Genomic DNA, 18,876 nt, shown 5'->3' on the forward strand with positions numbered 1-18,876 from the left:
TTAACACATACTTCAGCACAATGGCTGAAAACTGAGCCAAATTAATACTATAGGATTCTATAAGTGATCAAGTTCTTAAATATTTGATTACTTATACAATATAAAAATTTAAATAGGAGGAATGCCTATGGAAAAATAGTAGTTGTAATATAAACAAACACTAGATTTATTTAATTGCTTGTTGTGTATACGTTTATCTAAGGTTTATTATTTCTAGAAACATATATAGATAAAAAATTAGATTACAAAGATAACCTTTATCCCATAACTACTTCTAAGCTTCAGAGGAATAAAAACTTTCCCTGAAGCCAAGAATTATATTTTTATAAAATACGGAGGAGAGAGTATTATGAATTTAAAAACAAAACTTATGACAGCTCTTATTGCAACAACTCTTAGTACAGTGTTATCCGCTGCTACAGTATCTGCAGCTCCTACTTACACAGAAACATACAGACCGCAGTTTCATTTTTCGCCAGGTCAGCATTGGATGAATGACCCCAACGGTATGTTCTACTTGGATGGAGAATATCATCTTTTCTATCAATACTACCCAGATGGCATTACATGGGGACCAATGCACTGGGGACACGCAGTAAGTCCAGATATGGTAAACTGGACAGAGTATCCAATAGCTATGTATCCAGATGATTTAGGAATGATTTTTTCAGGTAGTGCAGTAGTAGACTACAAGAATACGAGCGGACTTGGAATTAACGGACAACCACCTATAATAGCTATGTATACTAGTGCTAGAAGTGAAGACGATCCCAGAGAAGCTGATCCTGCAAAAAGAATCGATGTTCAAGAACAAAGTATTGCATATAGTAACGATAAGGGTAGAACATGGAAAAAGTATGAAGGTAACCCTGTAATACCATCTCCAGGAATAGATGAAGGTTTTGATTTCCGTGATCCAAAGGTAGCTTGGTATGATGAAGGAAACGGAAATGGACATTGGTATATGACTCTTGTTCAACATGATGAAGCAAGAATATATACTTCACCTGACCTTAAAAATTGGACACAAAGTGATGCAGTTTTCAGTGCAACTAATTTAGATATAGTTGAGCCTAATGGTGACTGGGAATGTCCAGATTTATTCCCACTTCAATTAGAAGATGGCACAACAAAGTGGGTAATGGTTATAAGTATTAATCCTGGTGCTAAATATGGATCAGGTACAGTATATATGATTGGTGACTTTGATGGAAAAGACTTTACAAATGTACAAACATTTGAGGATGGGAAGGATTTCCAATACCTTGACAATGGTTCAGATAACTATGCAGGGGTTACTTGGTCAAACATACCTGGCTCAGAAAAGAAAAAGTTGTTTATAGGTTGGATGAGTAACTGGAAATATGCTACAGCAACTCCAACAGATCCAGCAGGAACTTGGAGAAGTGCTATGACAGTTCCAAGAGAATTACAACTTAAAACAATTAATGGAAAAATAAAATTAATAAATAATCCAGTTGCGCAATTAGATAGTATAAAAGCAGCTGGTCAATCTTGGACAAATCAAACAATAACTCCAGGTGGAGCTAACTTGCTTTCAGGAGTAAACAGTAAGCAATACGAAATTAATGCAGAATTTAGAACTGATAACACTACTACTGCTACAGAATTTGGTTTCAAAGTTCGTACAGGTGGTTCACAATATACTAAGGTATACTATGATAAGACAACTTCACAATTAAAAATTGATAGATCAAATTCAGGTGCAAGACCTGGATCCAATGCTGGCGAGTTTGACATTATTCATAATGCAACAGCTACACCAGTTAACAACACAATAAAGATGAAAATATTAGTTGACGCAAGTTCAGTTGAGTTATTTGGAAACGATGGTATAGTTTCTATGACTGATGTTATCTTCCCAGATGATGCAAGCAGAGGAGCTGAACTATATACAGTAGGTGATAATGTTACAGTAAACTCACTTACTTATACTCCTTTTAATTCAGCTACTCCAAAGCAAGCGCCAACATATGTTCAAGGTGCTAAGGAATTAAAGAACCATGATTTTGAAACAGGCGATTTAACTGGTTGGACTATATTAAGTGGCAATGCATTTACTCATTCAGATGTTACAGATTTCACTACAGCACAGGGAGGAAATGAACAAACCTTTGGACAGAATGGAAATTATCACCTATGGGGCTTTAAAAATGGCGGAGACGCACAAACTGGAGTAATCAAATCAGAAAACTTTGTACTAGACAGTGGAAATATGGACTTCCTTCTTTCTGGAGGAAATGATATTAATAATCTTTATGTTGCATTATGCAGAGCTTCAGATGGAGCTGAACTGATAAAGGCAACAGGCGCAAATAGCGAGACTTATGCTAGAACAATATGGGACAGTAGTAGCTTGGCACAATATGTTGGAACTGAGTGTTATATAAAAGTTGTTGATAATTCTACAGGGAGTTTTGGACATATAAATCTAGATGATGTTAACGTGCCTATAAAATCTACTGAAGGTATAGCTAACCACGATTTTGAGTCAGAAGATTTAACAGGGTGGAGATCAGTGAGTGGTACTGCCTTTAAATCCAGTAACGTTACTGCTAAAACAGACTGGTGGAGCGGAACCTATGGACAAAATGGAAGTAAGTTCTTAAGTGGCTATAAAGAAGGACAGGATGTACTTACAGGAGAATTAAGATCTGAGAATTTTGTACTTACTGGTAATGGAAAAATTGATTTATTGGTAGGTGGTGGTAACGATATAAATAATGAATATGTAGCATTATGCAGGGCTTCTGACAATACTGAACTTTTCAAAGCAACAGGAACAAATAACGAAACTATGCAAAGAGTATTCTGGGATGCTTCAACATACCTTGGAACAGAATGTTATATAAAAATTGTAGATAACAATACTGGAAGCTGGGGACACATAAATGTAGATGATGTAAATGTAGGCAGATTTGACAGCAATCTTACTGGTACATGGTCAACAGTAAGTGGTACTTGGACTAATGCTACAGGTGGAAAAATAGGTACAAACGCTGGAGGAGATTCATTCATTCTTAACTCACAAACTGGTTCAGACTTTGTATTAGAAGGAGATATCAAACCTGTAGGCGGAGTTGCAGGGGGATTAATCTTCAGAGCAAATTCAGATGCTACACAATTCTACTGTGCAAATGTAGATACAAGTGGAGTTGTAAAACTATGGCGTTCAGATGGAACTGTATTAGGTACTTATAACACACCAATAAGTGCTAATAACACATATAAGCTTAAGGTAGTAGCTAATGGAAGCAACATTAAGGTATACCTAAATGATGGAGGTACACCAGCAATCAATGTTAACGACGCTACTTATACAAGTGGACAATTTGGAATGAATGTATTTAATGGTGCTTCAGTATTCCAAAATATAAAAGTCAGCACTTTAAATACAAACTTAAAGGGCTTCTATAGTCCATCTGGTACTTGGTCTGATGTAGAAGGCGGTAAACAGGGAGTTATTAGCAATGCTGATGGTTTCCTAATGTCAACTACAGTGGGAACAGATTTCACGTACGAAGGCGACTTGAAAGTAACTGGAACAACCGAAGCTGCAGGACTTGTATTTAGAGCAGATGCAGATGCCACTAAGTTCTATTGTGCAAACATTGATGCAAGCGGAGTAGTTAAGCTTTGGGGCCCTGGTCTAACACCAGTAACGGCTAATGTGGCAATCCAACCTAATACTGTATATCACTTAAAGGTTGTAACCTCAGGTAGCAATATACAAGTATTCTTCAATGGTGAAACTACACCGGTAATCAATATTAATGATTCTAATTATACAAGTGGAAGATTTGGAATTAACGTATGGAACGGTACAGGAGTATTCCAAAATCTTACTAAAAATTAGTTTGTAGGGATTAAAGATACTGAAAAAGCGTGGAACATTTGTCCACGCTTTTCATACCTGCTGAATATTACACAGCATATCTATCTACTAATTCTTTAAATGCACCTTGGTTTTCGTTCATCCATGTGTCAAATTCTATACTAGACTTTTCAACTAGTTGTGCTAGTTCATATAAGAATTCTGGTACTTGAGCTTGTAATATATCAGCGTAGTGTGTACCAAGCTTTGTCTTTTCTATTCCTAAATCTCCACCTACATGTAATTCAAATACCTGTGCTGAAGCATCGTTTACCTTCTTCATTTTACCAGAGAATCCAATTTTACCGATTTCATGAACTCCACAGGAATTTGGACAACCTGATATATATATTGATGGTAGTACATCGCTAGTAAAATTCTTTTCTCTAAAGAATTTAATTGTTTCTCTTAAGGTGCTTTGTCCATCTAATACCCCAACTTGGCAAGTTGGTACACCTATACATGCTACTGACTGCTCTAGCTTAGTTTCTCCACCAACACCTGCTGTAAGCTCAAGTATTTTTTCAGCTTCTTTTCCGTTTAAGTTTCTGATATACATACCTTCAGTCATAGCTAGTCTTACTTCTACATCTTCAATATTCTTAAATTCATTTAACAACATTTCAAGAGTTTCTAGTTTTAGTTGTCCTCCAACTGGGTGGAGGTAAACACTGTATAGACCATCTTGTTTTTGAGCAAATAACCTAGTATTTTTAGAAGCTGTTTTGATTCCTTCTTTATTATAAGTCTTTTGCTCAACTTGGAGTTCTAGGCTTTCAGATTCGATTACTTCCTTTAGATGTTTTTTATAGCAGTTTATGAATTCTTCTTTGCCCATTCTATCAAGTATGTATCTAATACGGGCTTTTGCTTTGTTAGTATAATCGCCTTCAGCCATAAACAGTCTTGTAATAGCTTCGATGTGATATAAAACATCCTTTGGTTCAACTAACTCTTCTATTTGTACTGCAAGTTTAGGATTTCTACCAAGTCCTCCACCAATATATACTTTAAAATATTCCTTGCCATTATCTTTTACTGCTAGGAAGCCTTGGTCTGTAACTGTAGTATGAGAGAAATCTGCTGTACTGCTTGAAAATGCTACCTTAAGCTTTCTTGGTAATTTGTATTCACGAATTTTCTTCATAAAGTGTTCGTTAACTGCTAGTGCATAAGGAGTTACATCAAAAGCTTCATCTGGATCTACTCCTGATAGTGGTGATATAGCAACATTTCTTGGGAAGTTACCACCAGAACCCCTGGTATACATATCCTTTTCTATACCTTCTTTAATTACTTCACAGATTTCATCTATTGATAATCCATGTAATTGTATAGCTTGACGGGTAGTTAAATGTATTCCGCCTAAGTTATATTTTTTTGCAAGATCATAAACTAGCTGTAATTTTTCCCTATTCAAAACGCCTGAAGCTACTCTTAATCTCACCATAAATTCCGTACCACTACGATGAGCATATACTCCCATACCTCCAGAAACACCTTTAAAATCTGCTCTGTTTACTTCTCCATTTAAAAATTTATGACCTAACTCGTTAAAAGCAGGTATTTCATTCAATAAAATTTCTTTAAAATTACTCATTATTATCACTCCTTCTAAATAAGATATTATCATTATCCTTATGTTAATGCTAGTGATGTTATCTGGTATATAAGAAAATTTTGGCGGTACCATTTCGCTATAAACTAAGAAACCAGCTATTTTCAACTGAACAATTAAAAGCAAGTAAATATCAAGGTGCTGTAGATTTATTAAATGAAAGGCAAACAGCATAATATATATTATAAAATAAAGTGATAATTTGATATATTGTAGCAGAGAATAATAAGTAACATATACTTTAATAGGAGATGAGTCTTGTGGAAAACAAACCTTTAGATAACAAGCCGACCAAAGAGTTTAACTCAGAATATCAAATAGTTAATGAAGTTTATGAGAATGAAAATATGGTACTCATTATTGATGAGGATGGAACAGTAAACAGTATAAAATATAAAACAGATGATATTACATAAAGAGCCTTTTGGCTCTTTTTTAGTATTAATAGTAGAAAAATATAAAGGCGAAATTATTAGTGTTTAGGAATAACATTCTACATGTGGTAATTGTAGCTAGTGAGTAAGAGTGTTACAATTAAAGTAACTAATTTAATTGTTGGAGGTTATGATAATGAATAAAGAGAATCTTAGTTTTTTTTACTCGTGGTTCGATGAATATATTAAAGGCTTTTGTTATAATGATCCTAAAATTAATGCTAATATTCTGTATAAGAAAGAACATACCTTTAGAGTATGTGATAATGCCGTAGCCATAAGTAAATCTTTAAATCTTAGTGAGAGAGAACATTTAATAGCTGAAACAATAGGTTTATTCCATGATGTTGGAAGATTTAAACAATTTGCAAAATATAAAACATTTAGAGATACTATATCTGAAGATCATGCTAATCTTGGTATATCAGTTTTACAAAGTAATAATGTATTAAATAATCTAGATGAAAAAGAAAGAGAAGTTATCTATACAGCGATTAAATATCATAATAAATATGCTATACCTGATGATATACCTCTGGATTTTATAATATTTTCTAAACTTATACGTGATGCTGATAAACTTGATATATTTGATCTTTTAGTAAATTATTATGAAAATCCATGCAAATATGAAAATGAAGCATTTGAAGATTTTCAAGATAGCCAAGAGTATCAGTTATCTTTTGTTGAAAATATTATTAAAGGTAAAATGGTTCCCTATGATGACGTTAAAACTAAATCTGACATAAAGTTACTGAGAATATCATGGATATATGATATTAATTTTAATCATTCATTAAAGATAATTAAGCACAAAAGGTATATTGAAAGAATTATAGATTTGTTACCAAAAACAGAAGATATAAAAGAAATGTATATACATATAAATGCATATATTGAAAGTAAAATTAACAATTAATCATAATAGAAACATATTATGAAAAACAAAATTAATAATTTAATAAATTTCCATATAGGACTAAAGCAAGCCACCCGTTAGACGGGTGGTTCTTACTATATTTTTAAACTTTTATTTAGCTGCTTCTAGTTTCTCTTCTAGCAATAAACTCCTTAGCCATTAGTTCTAAGCTATCATCTAAGGGCTCCAATTCAATTTCACCATACTTGTTCTTAAGAGCAGTAGATATAAGTCTATCTGCAAATTCTGGATTCTTAGAAAGTAAGGAACCGTGGAAGTATGAGCAAAAACAATTTTTATATATGCAGCCTTCTTTTCCGTCTTCTCCATTGTTTCCATATCCTTTAATTACTTTTCCAAGAGGTTTTAGGTTCCCAATATAGGTTCTGCCTGAGTGGTTTTCAAAACCTACATAGGTTTCATTGAATTCCTCGTTATATATTACAGTGTTCCCAATAAACCTTGTGTCTCCGCCCTCAGAATATATATCGAGAATACCAAGACCTTCTAGCTTTTCCCCATCAGGAGTTGTATAGTATTTTCCCAGTAGCTGATAGCCACCACATATGCACAAAAATACCTTTTCGTTTTCTATAAATTCAGTTATTCCCTGCTTTTTATTTTGGCTGAAATCCTCTGAGACTATAGACTGCTCGTAATCCTGACCACCGCCAAAAAAGGCTATATCGTATTTAGAAGAATCAAAAGGGTCACCAAGAGATATATCGTGTATGTTAACCTGTATACCCCTTTGTTCAGCTCTATATTTTAATATTAATATGTTTCCTAAATCTCCATATACATTCAATAAATCAGGATATAGATGACATATATTGAGTTCCACGTTAAGCACACTCCTTTATAACAATTACCATAAGTTTTTTATATACCCTCTACTATTTAAAAACTTTCTCAAATTTATCATAGCAGTGTAAGTGGCAAGTATGTAAACTGTGTCATGTTTACAAGTTTTTATTTCATCTAATAATTTTACATAGTGTTCGCACAACACAAATTTATCAGTAGGCAATCCTGCAATTTTAAGTCTTACGGCCATATCGTATAGTCTTATTCCTGAAATCATAATTTTATCTATATTTACAGAAGATAACTTTTCGAATTTAACATCCCATATCCAAGATACATCTCTACCATCAGCATAGTTGTCATTAAGAAGCACAACTAGATTAAAAATCTTTCTGTCAAGAGTTAAAGTATTTATAGCTTGATCATAACCAGCAGGGTTTTTAACTAATATTATCTTTACTTCCTTACCTTCAATGTTGATGTTTTCTTGTCTACCGAAGCTGCTTTGTTGATGTTCAAGAGAAGTATGTATAACAGAGTTTTCTATTCCACAAATTTTAGCCACAGAATATGCACATAAAGCATTATATATATTATAAGTTCCTGGCTGATTAATATAGTATTCGTCTCCATTTATAGTTACGATAGAGCCTTCTGGAGTTTGTTCTTTTATTTCTTCTACAGCGTAGTCTAGATCCGGACGTTTATACCCACAGTTTTCGCAATAAAAGTCACCTAAATGGTTATAGGTAAGATAATTGTACTTATATGGGCTCTTGCATTTTTTACAAAACTTTGCATCTGCATTAGGATCAATAACCGTATTTTTGTCTAATGAACAACTAAAGCCGTAATACACAGTTCTATTTGGAAGATTTAAATCTCCCAAAAGAGATTCATCACCATTTAACACTAAGTTAGCTAGGGGTACCTTTTCAATTCCTTGGAGTATCTTCTTTAAAGTAGTATAGACCTCACCATATCTATCTAACTGATCCCTAAATAAATTTGTAACAGTGATTACCTCAGGAGTTATATACTCAGTGAAAAGTTGTACATTTGCTTCATCACATTCAATAACAGCATACTTTGTAGAAGAACACTTGCTGAAGGAAAAGTTTTCTACAAAACAAGCAATTATACCTGGAAGCATATTAGCTCCTGTACTGTTAGTTATTACACATTTTTTATCATCCTTAAGCATATTATATATCATACTTGTAGTTGTAGTTTTTCCATTTGTACCTGTTATAAGAATAACTTTATAATCTTTACAAACAGTTTTTAATATATCTTTATCTAATTTTAAAGCAATTTTTCCTGGAAAGTTGCTCCCACCCTTAAATAAAATCTTAGATAACTTTAACACCGTCTTTGAAATCACAATACTAAAAAAAGACTTTATGTTAATTTTTCACACCACCTTTTATGTAGTTAAGTATCTCATATAGAGTAAATTTATATCAGGTAGTTTATGAATGCAGGGTTTCAAGACAAACGCTATCTGATGTAAGTTTTACTTTATGTACCTGATAAATATTGATCTAATTAGGAAAACTAGTACTTTGTAATCTTTTTACAGGCAAAGAATCAATACTACGTTGTAGGATAAGTTACTACTTAACTCTTAAATATTATAATACAAATTTAAAGTTTTTACATCAATAATATAAAAAGAGATGCATTATATGCTTCAATATAGGTAAGTCTGCTCAAAATTCAACTCATACCCTGGAATATGATACCAAACTTCGGTATGTTAAAGACCTTTAATCAGTTTTAAGTTCATGTTTTAAGCAGGGAGCAAAATATGTGATTTTATGCAAATCGGTTAAGTAGACATGCAAAAAAAGTGAATGTCATGCACAACATTCACTTTTTTGTAGTTTAATTTAAAGGCAAATGCCAATGCCTATGTATATATATTCTCATTGTTTTGTTACAGTTTTATTACAAATTAATGACAGATTAATGACAGATTAATGACAGATTAACTACAAATTAATTACCAAAATGTTAATACTATTTATAGATACCCATGCCCGAAATTTAACTTATACTCCCGAATATGCTGCGAATTCTTTTTCATGTTAAATACTTTTTTATGAGTCTAAGGTTCGGATTTCAGAAAAGTATTTAAATTTGACGTCAGAATTAGTATCATATTCCTACGTATAAGTTAAATTTAAGTTATGAGTATATAGAGAAATCCACAGTGAGCCTATAATGGATTCTAAGTCTAAAATTGGAATGGTATGTAGATATAATATGAAATGTTATGTTAAAATTATTATTAGTAATTTTAAGTATAATGAGTAAGATATTGAAGTTAGGGAGAGGTTACCGTGTGTGGTTTTTTAGAAAAAGATTTTGATATAGTTGCCCCAGTATCAGGAAAAGTCATAGATTTATCTGAGGTGCCTGATGAGATTTTTGCGCAAAAAATTGCGGGGGATGGGGTGGCGATTAAGCCTTCAGGTGATATTATAGTGGCTCCAGTAGAGGGTACTATATATTTAATTATGGAAAGTAATCATGCCTTCGCAATAACTTTGGATAATGAAATTGAACTATTAGTTCATATTGGTATTGATACAGTGCAATTAGATGGTAAAGGCTTTGAAAGATTGATTGAACCAGGTGCTAAGGTAAAAGTGGGCACTCCAATAATGAAAATTGATACAGAAGCTATCAATGAAGCAGGGTATTCACTTATAACACCAGTACTTATAGCTAACCCTGATATGCTAAAGGCTATTGATTATACTACAGATATAGAAGTTAATGCAGGGGAAACAAAGGTAATTTCTTATAAGATAAAATAGTATGCAGCTATTTGCTATAAATAACCATGTCTGAAATTTAACTTATATAAATGCATTAATGACTTATTTAAAACAAGACTATAATTACTGCTAAGTTAAATAGGAATATGGGATTAATGTATTTATTACTATTTTGATCTTCTTGAAGTTTATTTAGAATATATAGTATACTTAGTTTAATCTTAATAAGGACGTGATTTATCTGAAAAAAGGTTATATTTACTCTATAGTATCAGCTGTTTTATTTGGAACTGCAGGTATATTTGTTAAGATGGCTCATAATACAGGATTAGATTCTGTTGATTTGCTAACTTTTCAATATATAATTGCCGTAACTATTATGTTTGTTTTTGCATTCTTAAAAGACAGAACAAAGCTGTGTGTTAACAAGAAGGAACTAGTTAACTTAGCAGTTCTAGGCATAGTGGGCAACACCTTTATGACAGTGTTTTATTACAAGGCCTTTGAATATCTAAATGTGGCTATGGTGACAATGCTTTTATTTACTTATCCTATAATGGTATTTATTTATTCTGTAATTTTTGAAAAACAGAGGGGTGAAATTAAAAAGGTATTAGCTATGTTAATGGCCTTTTTAGGGTGTATTTTAACACTAAATATTTTCTCGGGAAATATTAATTACTCTTTGAAGGGTATAGTATTTGGGCTGCTTAGCGCTGTATTTTATGCATTTATGAATTTATATTCAGAAAAAAAGCTGCAAACAGTAGACTCACTTTCTATTAATGCTTATTCTACTTTATTTTCTCTTGTAAGTTTAATAATATATAGACAGCCTAAAGTATTGTTAGAAACACATATTAATTTCAATAGTTTAATATACATATTAGCTTTGGCTATATTATGTGAGATAATCCCCCTTACTTTACTATATAAATCTATACAATATATAGGGTCATTAAAGGTATCTGTAATAGGTAATCTGGAGATACCTACATCTATGTTGGTATCCGTTATATTCTTAAAAGAACCTTTGATAATACTTCAAGTCATAGGTGCTGTAATGATAGTATATGCAGTACATGTGATCAGAGCATAAACAGATAAACATCTTGTATCAAAGTAAGTACTTTGGTACAGGGTGTTTGTTTTATCTAACAAATATAAAAGATTCTAAGCTAAACAGACCTTTGTTTCTGTAAATATATAATGCAGCAATAAAGTTTTTTGCTATTTTGTAATTGTATTAGTAAAATAACTATAGATATCCATGCCGGAAATTCAACCTACACCACCGAATATGATGCCAAACTTTGGCACGTTAAAAACTTTTAATCAGTCTAAAGTTTTTAAAAGTGCCATCAGTTTTAGAAACACATTTCTATGTATAAGTTGAATTTAAGCTGTGATTATCTACATAGACGTACAACAAATTATGATTTAGATATGGTAGGTGAATTTATGGAATTAAAAGCAGTTGGAATGAGGAATATAAAGACTGCCATTGCGGTGTCTATATGTGTGGCGCTATCTTATATCTTAAACAGGGAATATATTTTTTATGCAGCTATAGCATCGGTTATATCTATGCAGGGGTCAGTTTATGATTCCTTTAAGGCAGGAAAGAATAGGATGCTTGGAACCATGGTAGGGGCCTTTGTGGGCTTTTTATTTGCCTTAGTCAGCCCAGGAAACATATTTCTTTGTGGCTTAGGAGTAGTCATAGTTATATATATATGCAATATGCTAGGTTGGAAGAACTCAGTAGCTATTTCCTGTATAGTGTTTCTTGTTATAATGTTAAATTTAGAGGATCGAACTCCTGGAGCATATAGCTTAAATAGAATATTTGATACTTTCATAGGAATAATAGTAGCGGTTATGGTTAACTATTTTATATATCCGCCAAAGCATGCGAATAAAGTGTATAATGCAAGTATAGTTGTAGTGGATAAAATATATGAGATTATTAAAGATAAGGTTTGCTTTAATAGAAATATAAATCTAGAAAGTTTGAATAAGGAACTATTAGGATTTGAAAATAAGTTAAATACATATTTAGCTGAATTTAGAGTAAATAAAAAAGATGGACTAAAGGTAGATAGGGTAAGAGAGATACTATACGTGTGCAAGGAAATATATGCTCACCTAAAGATTATTCAATCCTTAGAGCTCCAATATAGTTTAAACAAAGAGAATTGTGAGAGAATGATACAGTTATTTAATTGTGAGCTTAATTATATAGAAAATAAAAATGATGTTAGTATAGTATATAATTATCATGTTGATAAAGTGTTGGATAATCTATATAAACTAAAGATGTTAAAAGAAAATTAATGAATAATTCTTAACACTCATGTAATACTTTGTTCATAACTTATTTATTGTGTAAAGTATAGCCGTAATAGTATAATAGTAATTGTTGTAAAATTTAATTAAGGGAGCGAGTGGAATTTATGGAGATTATAATACTTATAATTAAAGCCGCTATAATTGGTATTGTAGAAGGTATAACTGAATTTTTACCTATTTCATCTACAGGACATATGATTATAGTAGGAAACTTAATTAATTTTCAAGCCCCTGCATATTCAAAACAGTATGTAGATATGTTTGAGGTTGTAATACAATTAGGTGCCATATTAGCTATTGTGGTTTTATACTGGCAGAAAATAAAGGATTCTTTAATGAATCTTTCGCCGGAGAAGTGGGGATTTAAACTATGGCTGAATATATTAGTAGCTTTTATACCATCTGCTGTTATAGGTCTTTTACTACATAAAACCATAGAGGAAAAACTATTTAATACAGTAACAGTTTCTATTGCATTAATTTTTGGTGGAATTCTAATGATTTTCATGGAAAAAAAATATAGAAAAGGAAATGCTACTAAAAGAATAGAAGATGTAAATATGGTACAAGCATTCAAGATAGGATGTTTTCAATGTCTTGCTTTATGGCCTGGTATGTCAAGATCTGCATCAACTATTATGGGAGCTTGGGTAAGTGGTTTAAATAACTTTGCTGCTGCTGAATTCTCATTTTTCTTAGCATTGCCTACCATGGTTGCGGCATCAGGACTTTCACTTATAAAAACAAAAATAAGCATGAACAGTTCTGAAATTATAGCATTAGTTGTGGGTTTTGTGGTTTCTTTTATAGTAGCTTTAGTGGTAGTTGAAAAATTTATAAGTTTCTTAAAGAAAAAGCCTATGAAAGTTTTTGCTATATATAGAATTTTTGTAGGAATAATAATACTTGTACTGGCTTTCACTAAAGTTATATCTGTTTAATGTACATTCAAGCTATATCTAGAAAAGTATAAAATTGTATATATTAATAAGTTAACACTCTAACAAAATAATGTTTGTTGGAGTGTTTTTTACCTATTCTAAAGATAGTAGAATGAAAATAATAAAGCTAACTGCCACTAATGCCCTGGATTAGTTTAACTAAAAAAATAGGTAGGGTTAAAATCTTATCTATTTTAAGTATCACTTTATGTTGATTTGTTATGTAGAGATTAAAGAAAAATAAAAAAGCGAGATTTACATCTCGCTTTTGGTGCTGAAGACCGGAATCGAACCGGTACGGGTTTTAAAGCCCGCAGGATTTTAAGTCCTGTGCGTCTGCCAGTTCCGCCACTCCAGCATGGTTACTAAGTAACAACATGTTTTATTATAAGGCATATCGCTAATATTGTCAACAGTATTTTAAAAAATTATTTTTTATTATAGAGCTGGAACTTTTAAATTTAATTTATTTCATATAGCATATTACTAGATTATGCCACTGATAAATAGTTTAAGTAAGTCTAAGCCTCAAATTAGCAGAAAAGCTAAGGACTTTGATAAACTCGCTTACGCTCAAACAGTATCAAAGTACTAAGCTTTTCTACTAATTTGAGGCCAAGACTTGCTAATAAACCATTTAAAGGTGGCACAATCTAGTAATATGCTATGCTACATAAATTAAATTTAAAAGTTCCGTACCTATGTAGTGTTCATAGTAATATAAGTTATACTGCATATAAAGGATAACCAATAAATGAATGTATTGGAAAATGATAATAGTTATAACTATGATATATAGGAAGAAGTAGAGAAAATTTGAGAGCCTTTTTTATTATTAATAAAAGCATAGATGAAACGTAAACAATATTAAATACATGTGCATAATGTAAATACACTGTAGTATAATTTTAGAACTTTTTATAATACTAATTAACGTAATAAAACACAAAGGAGTAGATAAATATGATAACAGCAGAAGTTGCAATATATCCATTAAAAACTAACGATGCTACAAAGGTAATAAATGATTCCATAAATACATTAAAAGGTACTAATCTTGAGTATAAAGTTAACTCCATGAATACAATACTAAATGGTTCTGAACAAGATGTATTTAATAGTCTTCAGGCTATGTTTACTGTGGCTGAGAAAAGTGGTGGAGAAGTAAATATGGTAGTAACAATAGGGAATGCAAGTAAGTAAAAAATAAGATAAAAATTTTTATTAAAAGGTAGTTCTTTATAAAGAACTACCTTTTAATGTTTTTACTATTATTTTTTAGGGTGTATTTTCGTCCTATAGAAAACATATAAAATCTCTTAAATGAGCTATAAATAAACCTTCATATTGAGTGTTTAATTTTTACGTTAAACACATATATTCAAGCAGTATAAATTATGGTTAATAAAAATAACTAAGGTGTCCATTAGGAACACCTTAGTATTAATTGAAGCTTATATTAAGCTATATTAGTTTTTCTTTTTTTCTTTAGTTGCAGCAGCTTCTTTTGATGCTAAATTAGTATCTTTAACTGCTTCAGCTTTTTCGAAAACATTTATATACATTTGCTTAAGTTCGCTTATTAATGGATATCTTGGGTTAGCTCCTGTACATTGGTCATCGAAAGCTTGTTCAGCCATATCATCTAAGCTAGCATAGAATTTTTCTTTTGTAACTCCAGCTTCGCTTATAGTCATTGGAATATTTACTTTTGCTTTTAATTCATCTATAGCTTTAACTAATAGTTGAACTTTTTCATCATCAGTGTTTCCACCTAATCCAAGGTAGTCAGCAATTTTAGCATATCTAGCCTTAGCATTTGGATATTTATATTGCGCAAATATACCTTGTTTTGTTGGAGCTTCTACAGCGTTGAATTTTATAACTTCGTTTATTAATAATCCGTTAGCAATTCCGTGTGGTATGTGATGTGCAGCTCCTAGTTTATGTGCCATTGAGTGACATACTCCTAAGAATGCATTAGCGAACGCCATACCAGCTATAGATGAAGCATGTGCCATTTTTTCTCTTGCTTCTATATTAGTTGTACCTTCGTTATAAGCTAAAGGTAAATATTCGAATACTAATTTTATTGCTTCTAAAGCTAATCCATTAGTGAATTCTGAAGCAAGGATTGATACGTAAGCTTCTATAGCATGAGTTAATGCGTCTATACCTGATGCAGAAGTTAATCCTCTTGGCATGCCCATCATTAATTCAGCATCAACAATAGCCATATCTGGAGTTAATTCGTAGTCAGCTAGTGGATATTTAGCTCCTGTCTTTTCATCAGTGATAACTGCGAAAGGAGTTACTTCTGAACCAGTACCAGCTGATGTTGCTACTGAAATCATCATAGCCTTAGTACCCATTGTTGGGAATTTATAAATTCTTTTTCTTATGTCCATAAATCTCATAGCTAAGTCTTCGAATTTTACTTCTGGATGTTCATACATTACCCACATAATCTTAGCAGCGTCCATTGCTGAACCACCACCAACTGCTATGATAGTATCTGGGTTGAAGCTTAATAGATCTGCAGCACCTTTTTTAGCTGTAGCTAAAGTTGGGTCAGGTTCTACTTCTGTAAATATCTTGTAGTCAACTCCGATTTCATCAAGAACCTTTGTAACTTTATCGATATATCCTAATTCATAAAGAACTTTATCAGTTACTATGAATGCTTTTTTCTTATTTAAATCTTTTAATTCTGTTAAAGCAACTCCAAGGCTACCATATTTAAAGTAGATTTTTTCTGGAACTCTAAACCAAAGCATATTTTCTCTCCTCTCAGCTACACTCTTAACATTTATTAGATGTTTAGGTCCAACGTTCTCTGATACAGAGTTTCCACCCCATGAACCGCAACCTAATGTTAGAGAAGGAGCTAGTTTAAAGTTATATAAATCTCCGATACCGCCTTGTGCAGCAGGAGTATTGATTAAAGTTCTTCCTGTTTTCATAGCAGCACTGTATTTTTCTATTTTTTCTTTTTCAGTCATTGCATTAATATATAGTGATGATGTATGTCCATATCCGCCAAATTCAACAAGTTTTACAGCTTTTGCAAGTGCATCATCAAAGTTTTTTGTCTTGTACATAGCAAGAATAGGTGATAATTTTTCATGTGAGAATGGTTCTTCAAGTTCAACTGATTCAACTTCTCCAATAAGAACTTTAGCAGTTTCAGGAGCTTGTACTCCAGCTAATTGAGCTATTTTGTAAGCAGATTGACCAACAATTTTAGCATTTAATGCACCATTGATTAGTATTACTTTTCTTACTTTATCTACTTCATCGTTCTTTAGGATATAAGCTCCTCTTAAAGCGAATTCCTTTTTAACTTCTTCGTATATTGAATCTTGTACTAATACTGATTGCTCAGAAGCACAGATAACACCGTTATCGAAAGTCTTTGAAATAAGTACTGAGCTTACTGCCATCTTTATATCAGCAGTTTCATCGATTATAGCTGGTGTATTACCTGCACCAACACCGATTGCTGGCTTACCTGATGAATAAGCAGCCTTAACCATTCCAGGACCACCTGTTGCAAGAGTTATATCAGCTTCTTTCATTACGATTTGTGAAAGTTCAACTGATGGCTCATCTATCCATCCGATTATTCCTTCTGGAGCACCAGCTGCTACTGCTGCATCAAGAACTATTTTAGCTGCAGATATAGTTGCGTTCTTTGCTCTTGGATGTGGTGAGAAAATTATACCGTTTCTAGTTTTTAAAGCTAATAAAGCTTTGAATATTGCAGTTGATGTTGGGTTTGTTGTTGGAACAACAGCAGCAACAACTCCAATTGGTTCAGCAATTTTAGTGATACCAAATGCACCGTCTTTTTCTATAACTCCACAAGTTTTTTCATCTTTATATTTATTGTATATGTATTCTGAAGCAAAATGGTTTTTAACAACTTTATCTTCTACTATTCCCATTCCACTTTCTTCTACAGCTAGTTTAGCAAGTTTTATTCTAGCATTATTTGCTGCTAGTGCTGCTTGTCTAAAAATTTCATCAACTTGTTCTTGAGTATAAGTAGAGTACTTCTTTTGAGCAGCTTTTATTTCGGCTATCTTTTGCGTCAATTCTTCAACATTTGTCACTTTCATAAAATTGGCACCTCTTTCTTTAAACTTTATTTTTTGTAGATATTTTTAGTAGAAGAAAGTTATTTAAGTGGTACTTTAACTTTACAACTACTTTATTTCTTTTCTTAATATTATTATGAAACATTGTTTGTTAAATGTCAATCACACCTTATAAAAAAAATGTCGCATAAAGAAAAATAAAGGTGTAAACGTAAATCATAACGTAGTAATACAGGGAAAATAGTTAAAAAACATAAAAAATCAATTGTTAAAAAAATAACTACTGCATAGTAAATGTTTTTAATAATAGTTATTTTTGGTACTTTGAATTATATCTGTATTTAAAAACGCTTAAAATAAGGATTATAATAATGTAGGTTATGAAATTTAATTTAGATGAATTTTATACAATATTATTAAGTTATTATATTTAAAATGTGCTGTTCTTATTGCACTCTCAAATATGGAAGGATACTTTATCACATGAACACCGGCTCTAGTACTTATATCTTTATATGAAACTACTTAATACTATTATCAGAAAAATATTTTCAGAGTTAGTCACTATATTTGCTGATAACAACCAGTAACTTGTTAAGTAACGGTTATAGACAAATTCATTATAGACGTCAAGGGTTCTATATAACGGTTCTATGATATAGAAGGTTAAGAGTTAACATTGTTATTGTATTTCAAAAGAAACATATCCAAGCGTATCGATGCGTGAAAAAGTAAGAAAAAAATAATAATATGATGATTTATTAATATAAATTCATATAATAATATGTAGTTAGGTTTACAGGGCTAAATTTTGTGATATAATAACACATGTCGTCAAGAACTGGCGAAACTTCTTGATGGAAACTTAATAACAAAGTTAATACAAAAGTGTTGACAGGCTAAGTTAAGTATGGTATTCTTGAAAAGTCGTTGGGAAGACGATAGTTGATCCTTGAAAATTAAACAGAGTGAGATAAGAAAAACTTATCTATATAAATAAACCAGCAATTCTTTTGAGCTACTA

General features: G+C 31.8%; 12 protein-coding genes and 1 tRNA gene. 8 read left to right on the forward strand and 5 right to left on the reverse strand.

Annotated features, from left to right (window positions below; genetic code table 11):
- Nucleotides 1-349: 349 nt before the first annotated feature.
- Entirely contained in the window at nt 350-3,877 is a 3,528-nt protein-coding gene (locus HGI79_RS07845) for a glycoside hydrolase family 32 protein (protein WP_185650118.1), read from the forward strand.
- Nucleotides 3,878-3,944: 67 nt separating this feature from the next.
- Here the strand turns inward: HGI79_RS07845 and HGI79_RS07850 are convergent, their stop codons facing one another.
- On the reverse strand, nt 3,945-5,495 hold the full coding sequence (locus HGI79_RS07850) for a nitrite/sulfite reductase (protein WP_185650119.1): 1,551 nt from the start codon (nt 5,493-5,495) through the stop codon (nt 3,945-3,947).
- Nucleotides 5,496-5,773: 278 nt separating this feature from the next.
- Here HGI79_RS07850 and HGI79_RS07855 point away from each other — a divergent pair, with 278 nt between their 5' ends.
- Nucleotides 5,774-5,929, forward strand: coding sequence for a hypothetical protein (locus HGI79_RS07855; protein ID WP_185650120.1), 156 nt, complete (start codon nt 5,774-5,776; stop codon nt 5,927-5,929).
- 154 nt (nt 5,930-6,083) lie between these two features.
- Entirely contained in the window at nt 6,084-6,866 is a 783-nt protein-coding gene (locus HGI79_RS07860; protein ID WP_185650121.1) for an HD domain-containing protein, read from the forward strand.
- Between the two features lie 115 nt (nt 6,867-6,981).
- On the opposite strand, the gene HGI79_RS07865 is transcribed toward HGI79_RS07860, so the two are convergent.
- Together HGI79_RS07865 and HGI79_RS07870 are read right to left on the reverse strand one after the other, a co-directional pair.
- Complete coding sequence (locus HGI79_RS07865; RefSeq protein ID WP_185650122.1) at nt 6,982-7,710, reverse strand: type 1 glutamine amidotransferase; 729 nt, start codon at nt 7,708-7,710, stop codon at nt 6,982-6,984.
- A 24-nt stretch (nt 7,711-7,734) separates the two neighbouring features.
- Nucleotides 7,735-9,057, reverse strand: coding sequence for a MurT ligase domain-containing protein (locus tag HGI79_RS07870; protein ID WP_395939527.1), 1,323 nt, complete (start codon nt 9,055-9,057; stop codon nt 7,735-7,737).
- Nucleotides 9,058-10,018: 961 nt separating this feature from the next.
- Between HGI79_RS07870 and HGI79_RS07875 the strand changes: the two genes are divergently transcribed.
- The 4 genes from HGI79_RS07875 (at nt 10,019) to HGI79_RS07890 (ending at nt 13,752) form a co-directional block, all read left to right on the forward strand.
- Nucleotides 10,019-10,498 (forward strand): PTS glucose transporter subunit IIA, encoded by a 480-nt coding sequence (locus HGI79_RS07875; protein WP_185650123.1) that lies wholly within the window; start codon nt 10,019-10,021, stop codon nt 10,496-10,498.
- A gap of 193 nt (nt 10,499-10,691) precedes the next feature.
- Nucleotides 10,692-11,558 carry a DMT family transporter gene (locus tag HGI79_RS07880; protein ID WP_313885188.1) on the forward strand — a complete coding sequence of 289 codons (867 nt, stop codon included), beginning with the start codon at nt 10,692-10,694 and terminating at the stop codon, nt 11,556-11,558.
- A gap of 284 nt (nt 11,559-11,842) precedes the next feature.
- Entirely contained in the window at nt 11,843-12,796 is a 954-nt protein-coding gene (locus HGI79_RS07885; protein WP_241428166.1) for an aromatic acid exporter family protein, read from the forward strand.
- Between the two features lie 119 nt (nt 12,797-12,915).
- Entirely contained in the window at nt 12,916-13,752 is an 837-nt protein-coding gene (locus tag HGI79_RS07890) for an undecaprenyl-diphosphate phosphatase (RefSeq protein ID WP_185650124.1), read from the forward strand.
- A 269-nt stretch (nt 13,753-14,021) separates the two neighbouring features.
- Here the strand turns inward: HGI79_RS07890 and HGI79_RS07895 are convergent.
- Nucleotides 14,022-14,110: transfer RNA gene (locus tag HGI79_RS07895), tRNA-Leu, on the reverse strand.
- 605 nt (nt 14,111-14,715) lie between these two features.
- Here HGI79_RS07895 and HGI79_RS07900 point away from each other — a divergent pair.
- Nucleotides 14,716-14,955: a YkoF family thiamine/hydroxymethylpyrimidine-binding protein gene (locus HGI79_RS07900; protein ID WP_185650134.1), complete on the forward strand. Its 240-nt coding sequence runs from the start codon at nt 14,716-14,718 to the stop codon at nt 14,953-14,955.
- Nucleotides 14,956-15,221: 266 nt separating this feature from the next.
- On the opposite strand, the gene adhE is transcribed toward HGI79_RS07900, so the two are convergent.
- Nucleotides 15,222-17,873 carry a bifunctional acetaldehyde-CoA/alcohol dehydrogenase gene (adhE, locus tag HGI79_RS07905; RefSeq protein ID WP_185650136.1) on the reverse strand — a complete coding sequence of 884 codons (2,652 nt, stop codon included), beginning with the start codon at nt 17,871-17,873 and terminating at the stop codon, nt 15,222-15,224.
- Nucleotides 17,874-18,876 lie beyond the last annotated feature (1,003 nt).

Source organism: Clostridium sp. DJ247 (genome assembly GCF_014231265.1).

Bases quoted from the DNA above. Each gene is read 5' to 3' on its own strand.
- HGI79_RS07900 (WP_185650134.1), top strand. From the start codon at position 14,716: ATGATAACAGCAGAAGTTGCAATATATCCATTAAAAACTAACGATGCT.
- HGI79_RS07890 (WP_185650124.1), top strand. From the start codon at position 12,916: ATGGAGATTATAATACTTATAATTAAAGCCGCTATAATTGGTATTGTA.
- HGI79_RS07885 (WP_241428166.1), top strand. From the start codon at position 11,843: ATGTATAAGTTGAATTTAAGCTGTGATTATCTACATAGACGTACAACA.
- HGI79_RS07860 (WP_185650121.1), top strand. From the start codon at position 6,084: ATGAATAAAGAGAATCTTAGTTTTTTTTACTCGTGGTTCGATGAATAT.
- adhE (WP_185650136.1), bottom strand. From the start codon at position 17,873: ATGAAAGTGACAAATGTTGAAGAATTGACGCAAAAGATAGCCGAAATA.
- HGI79_RS07850 (WP_185650119.1), bottom strand. From the start codon at position 5,495: ATGAGTAATTTTAAAGAAATTTTATTGAATGAAATACCTGCTTTTAAC.
- HGI79_RS07845 (WP_185650118.1), top strand. From the start codon at position 350: ATGAATTTAAAAACAAAACTTATGACAGCTCTTATTGCAACAACTCTT.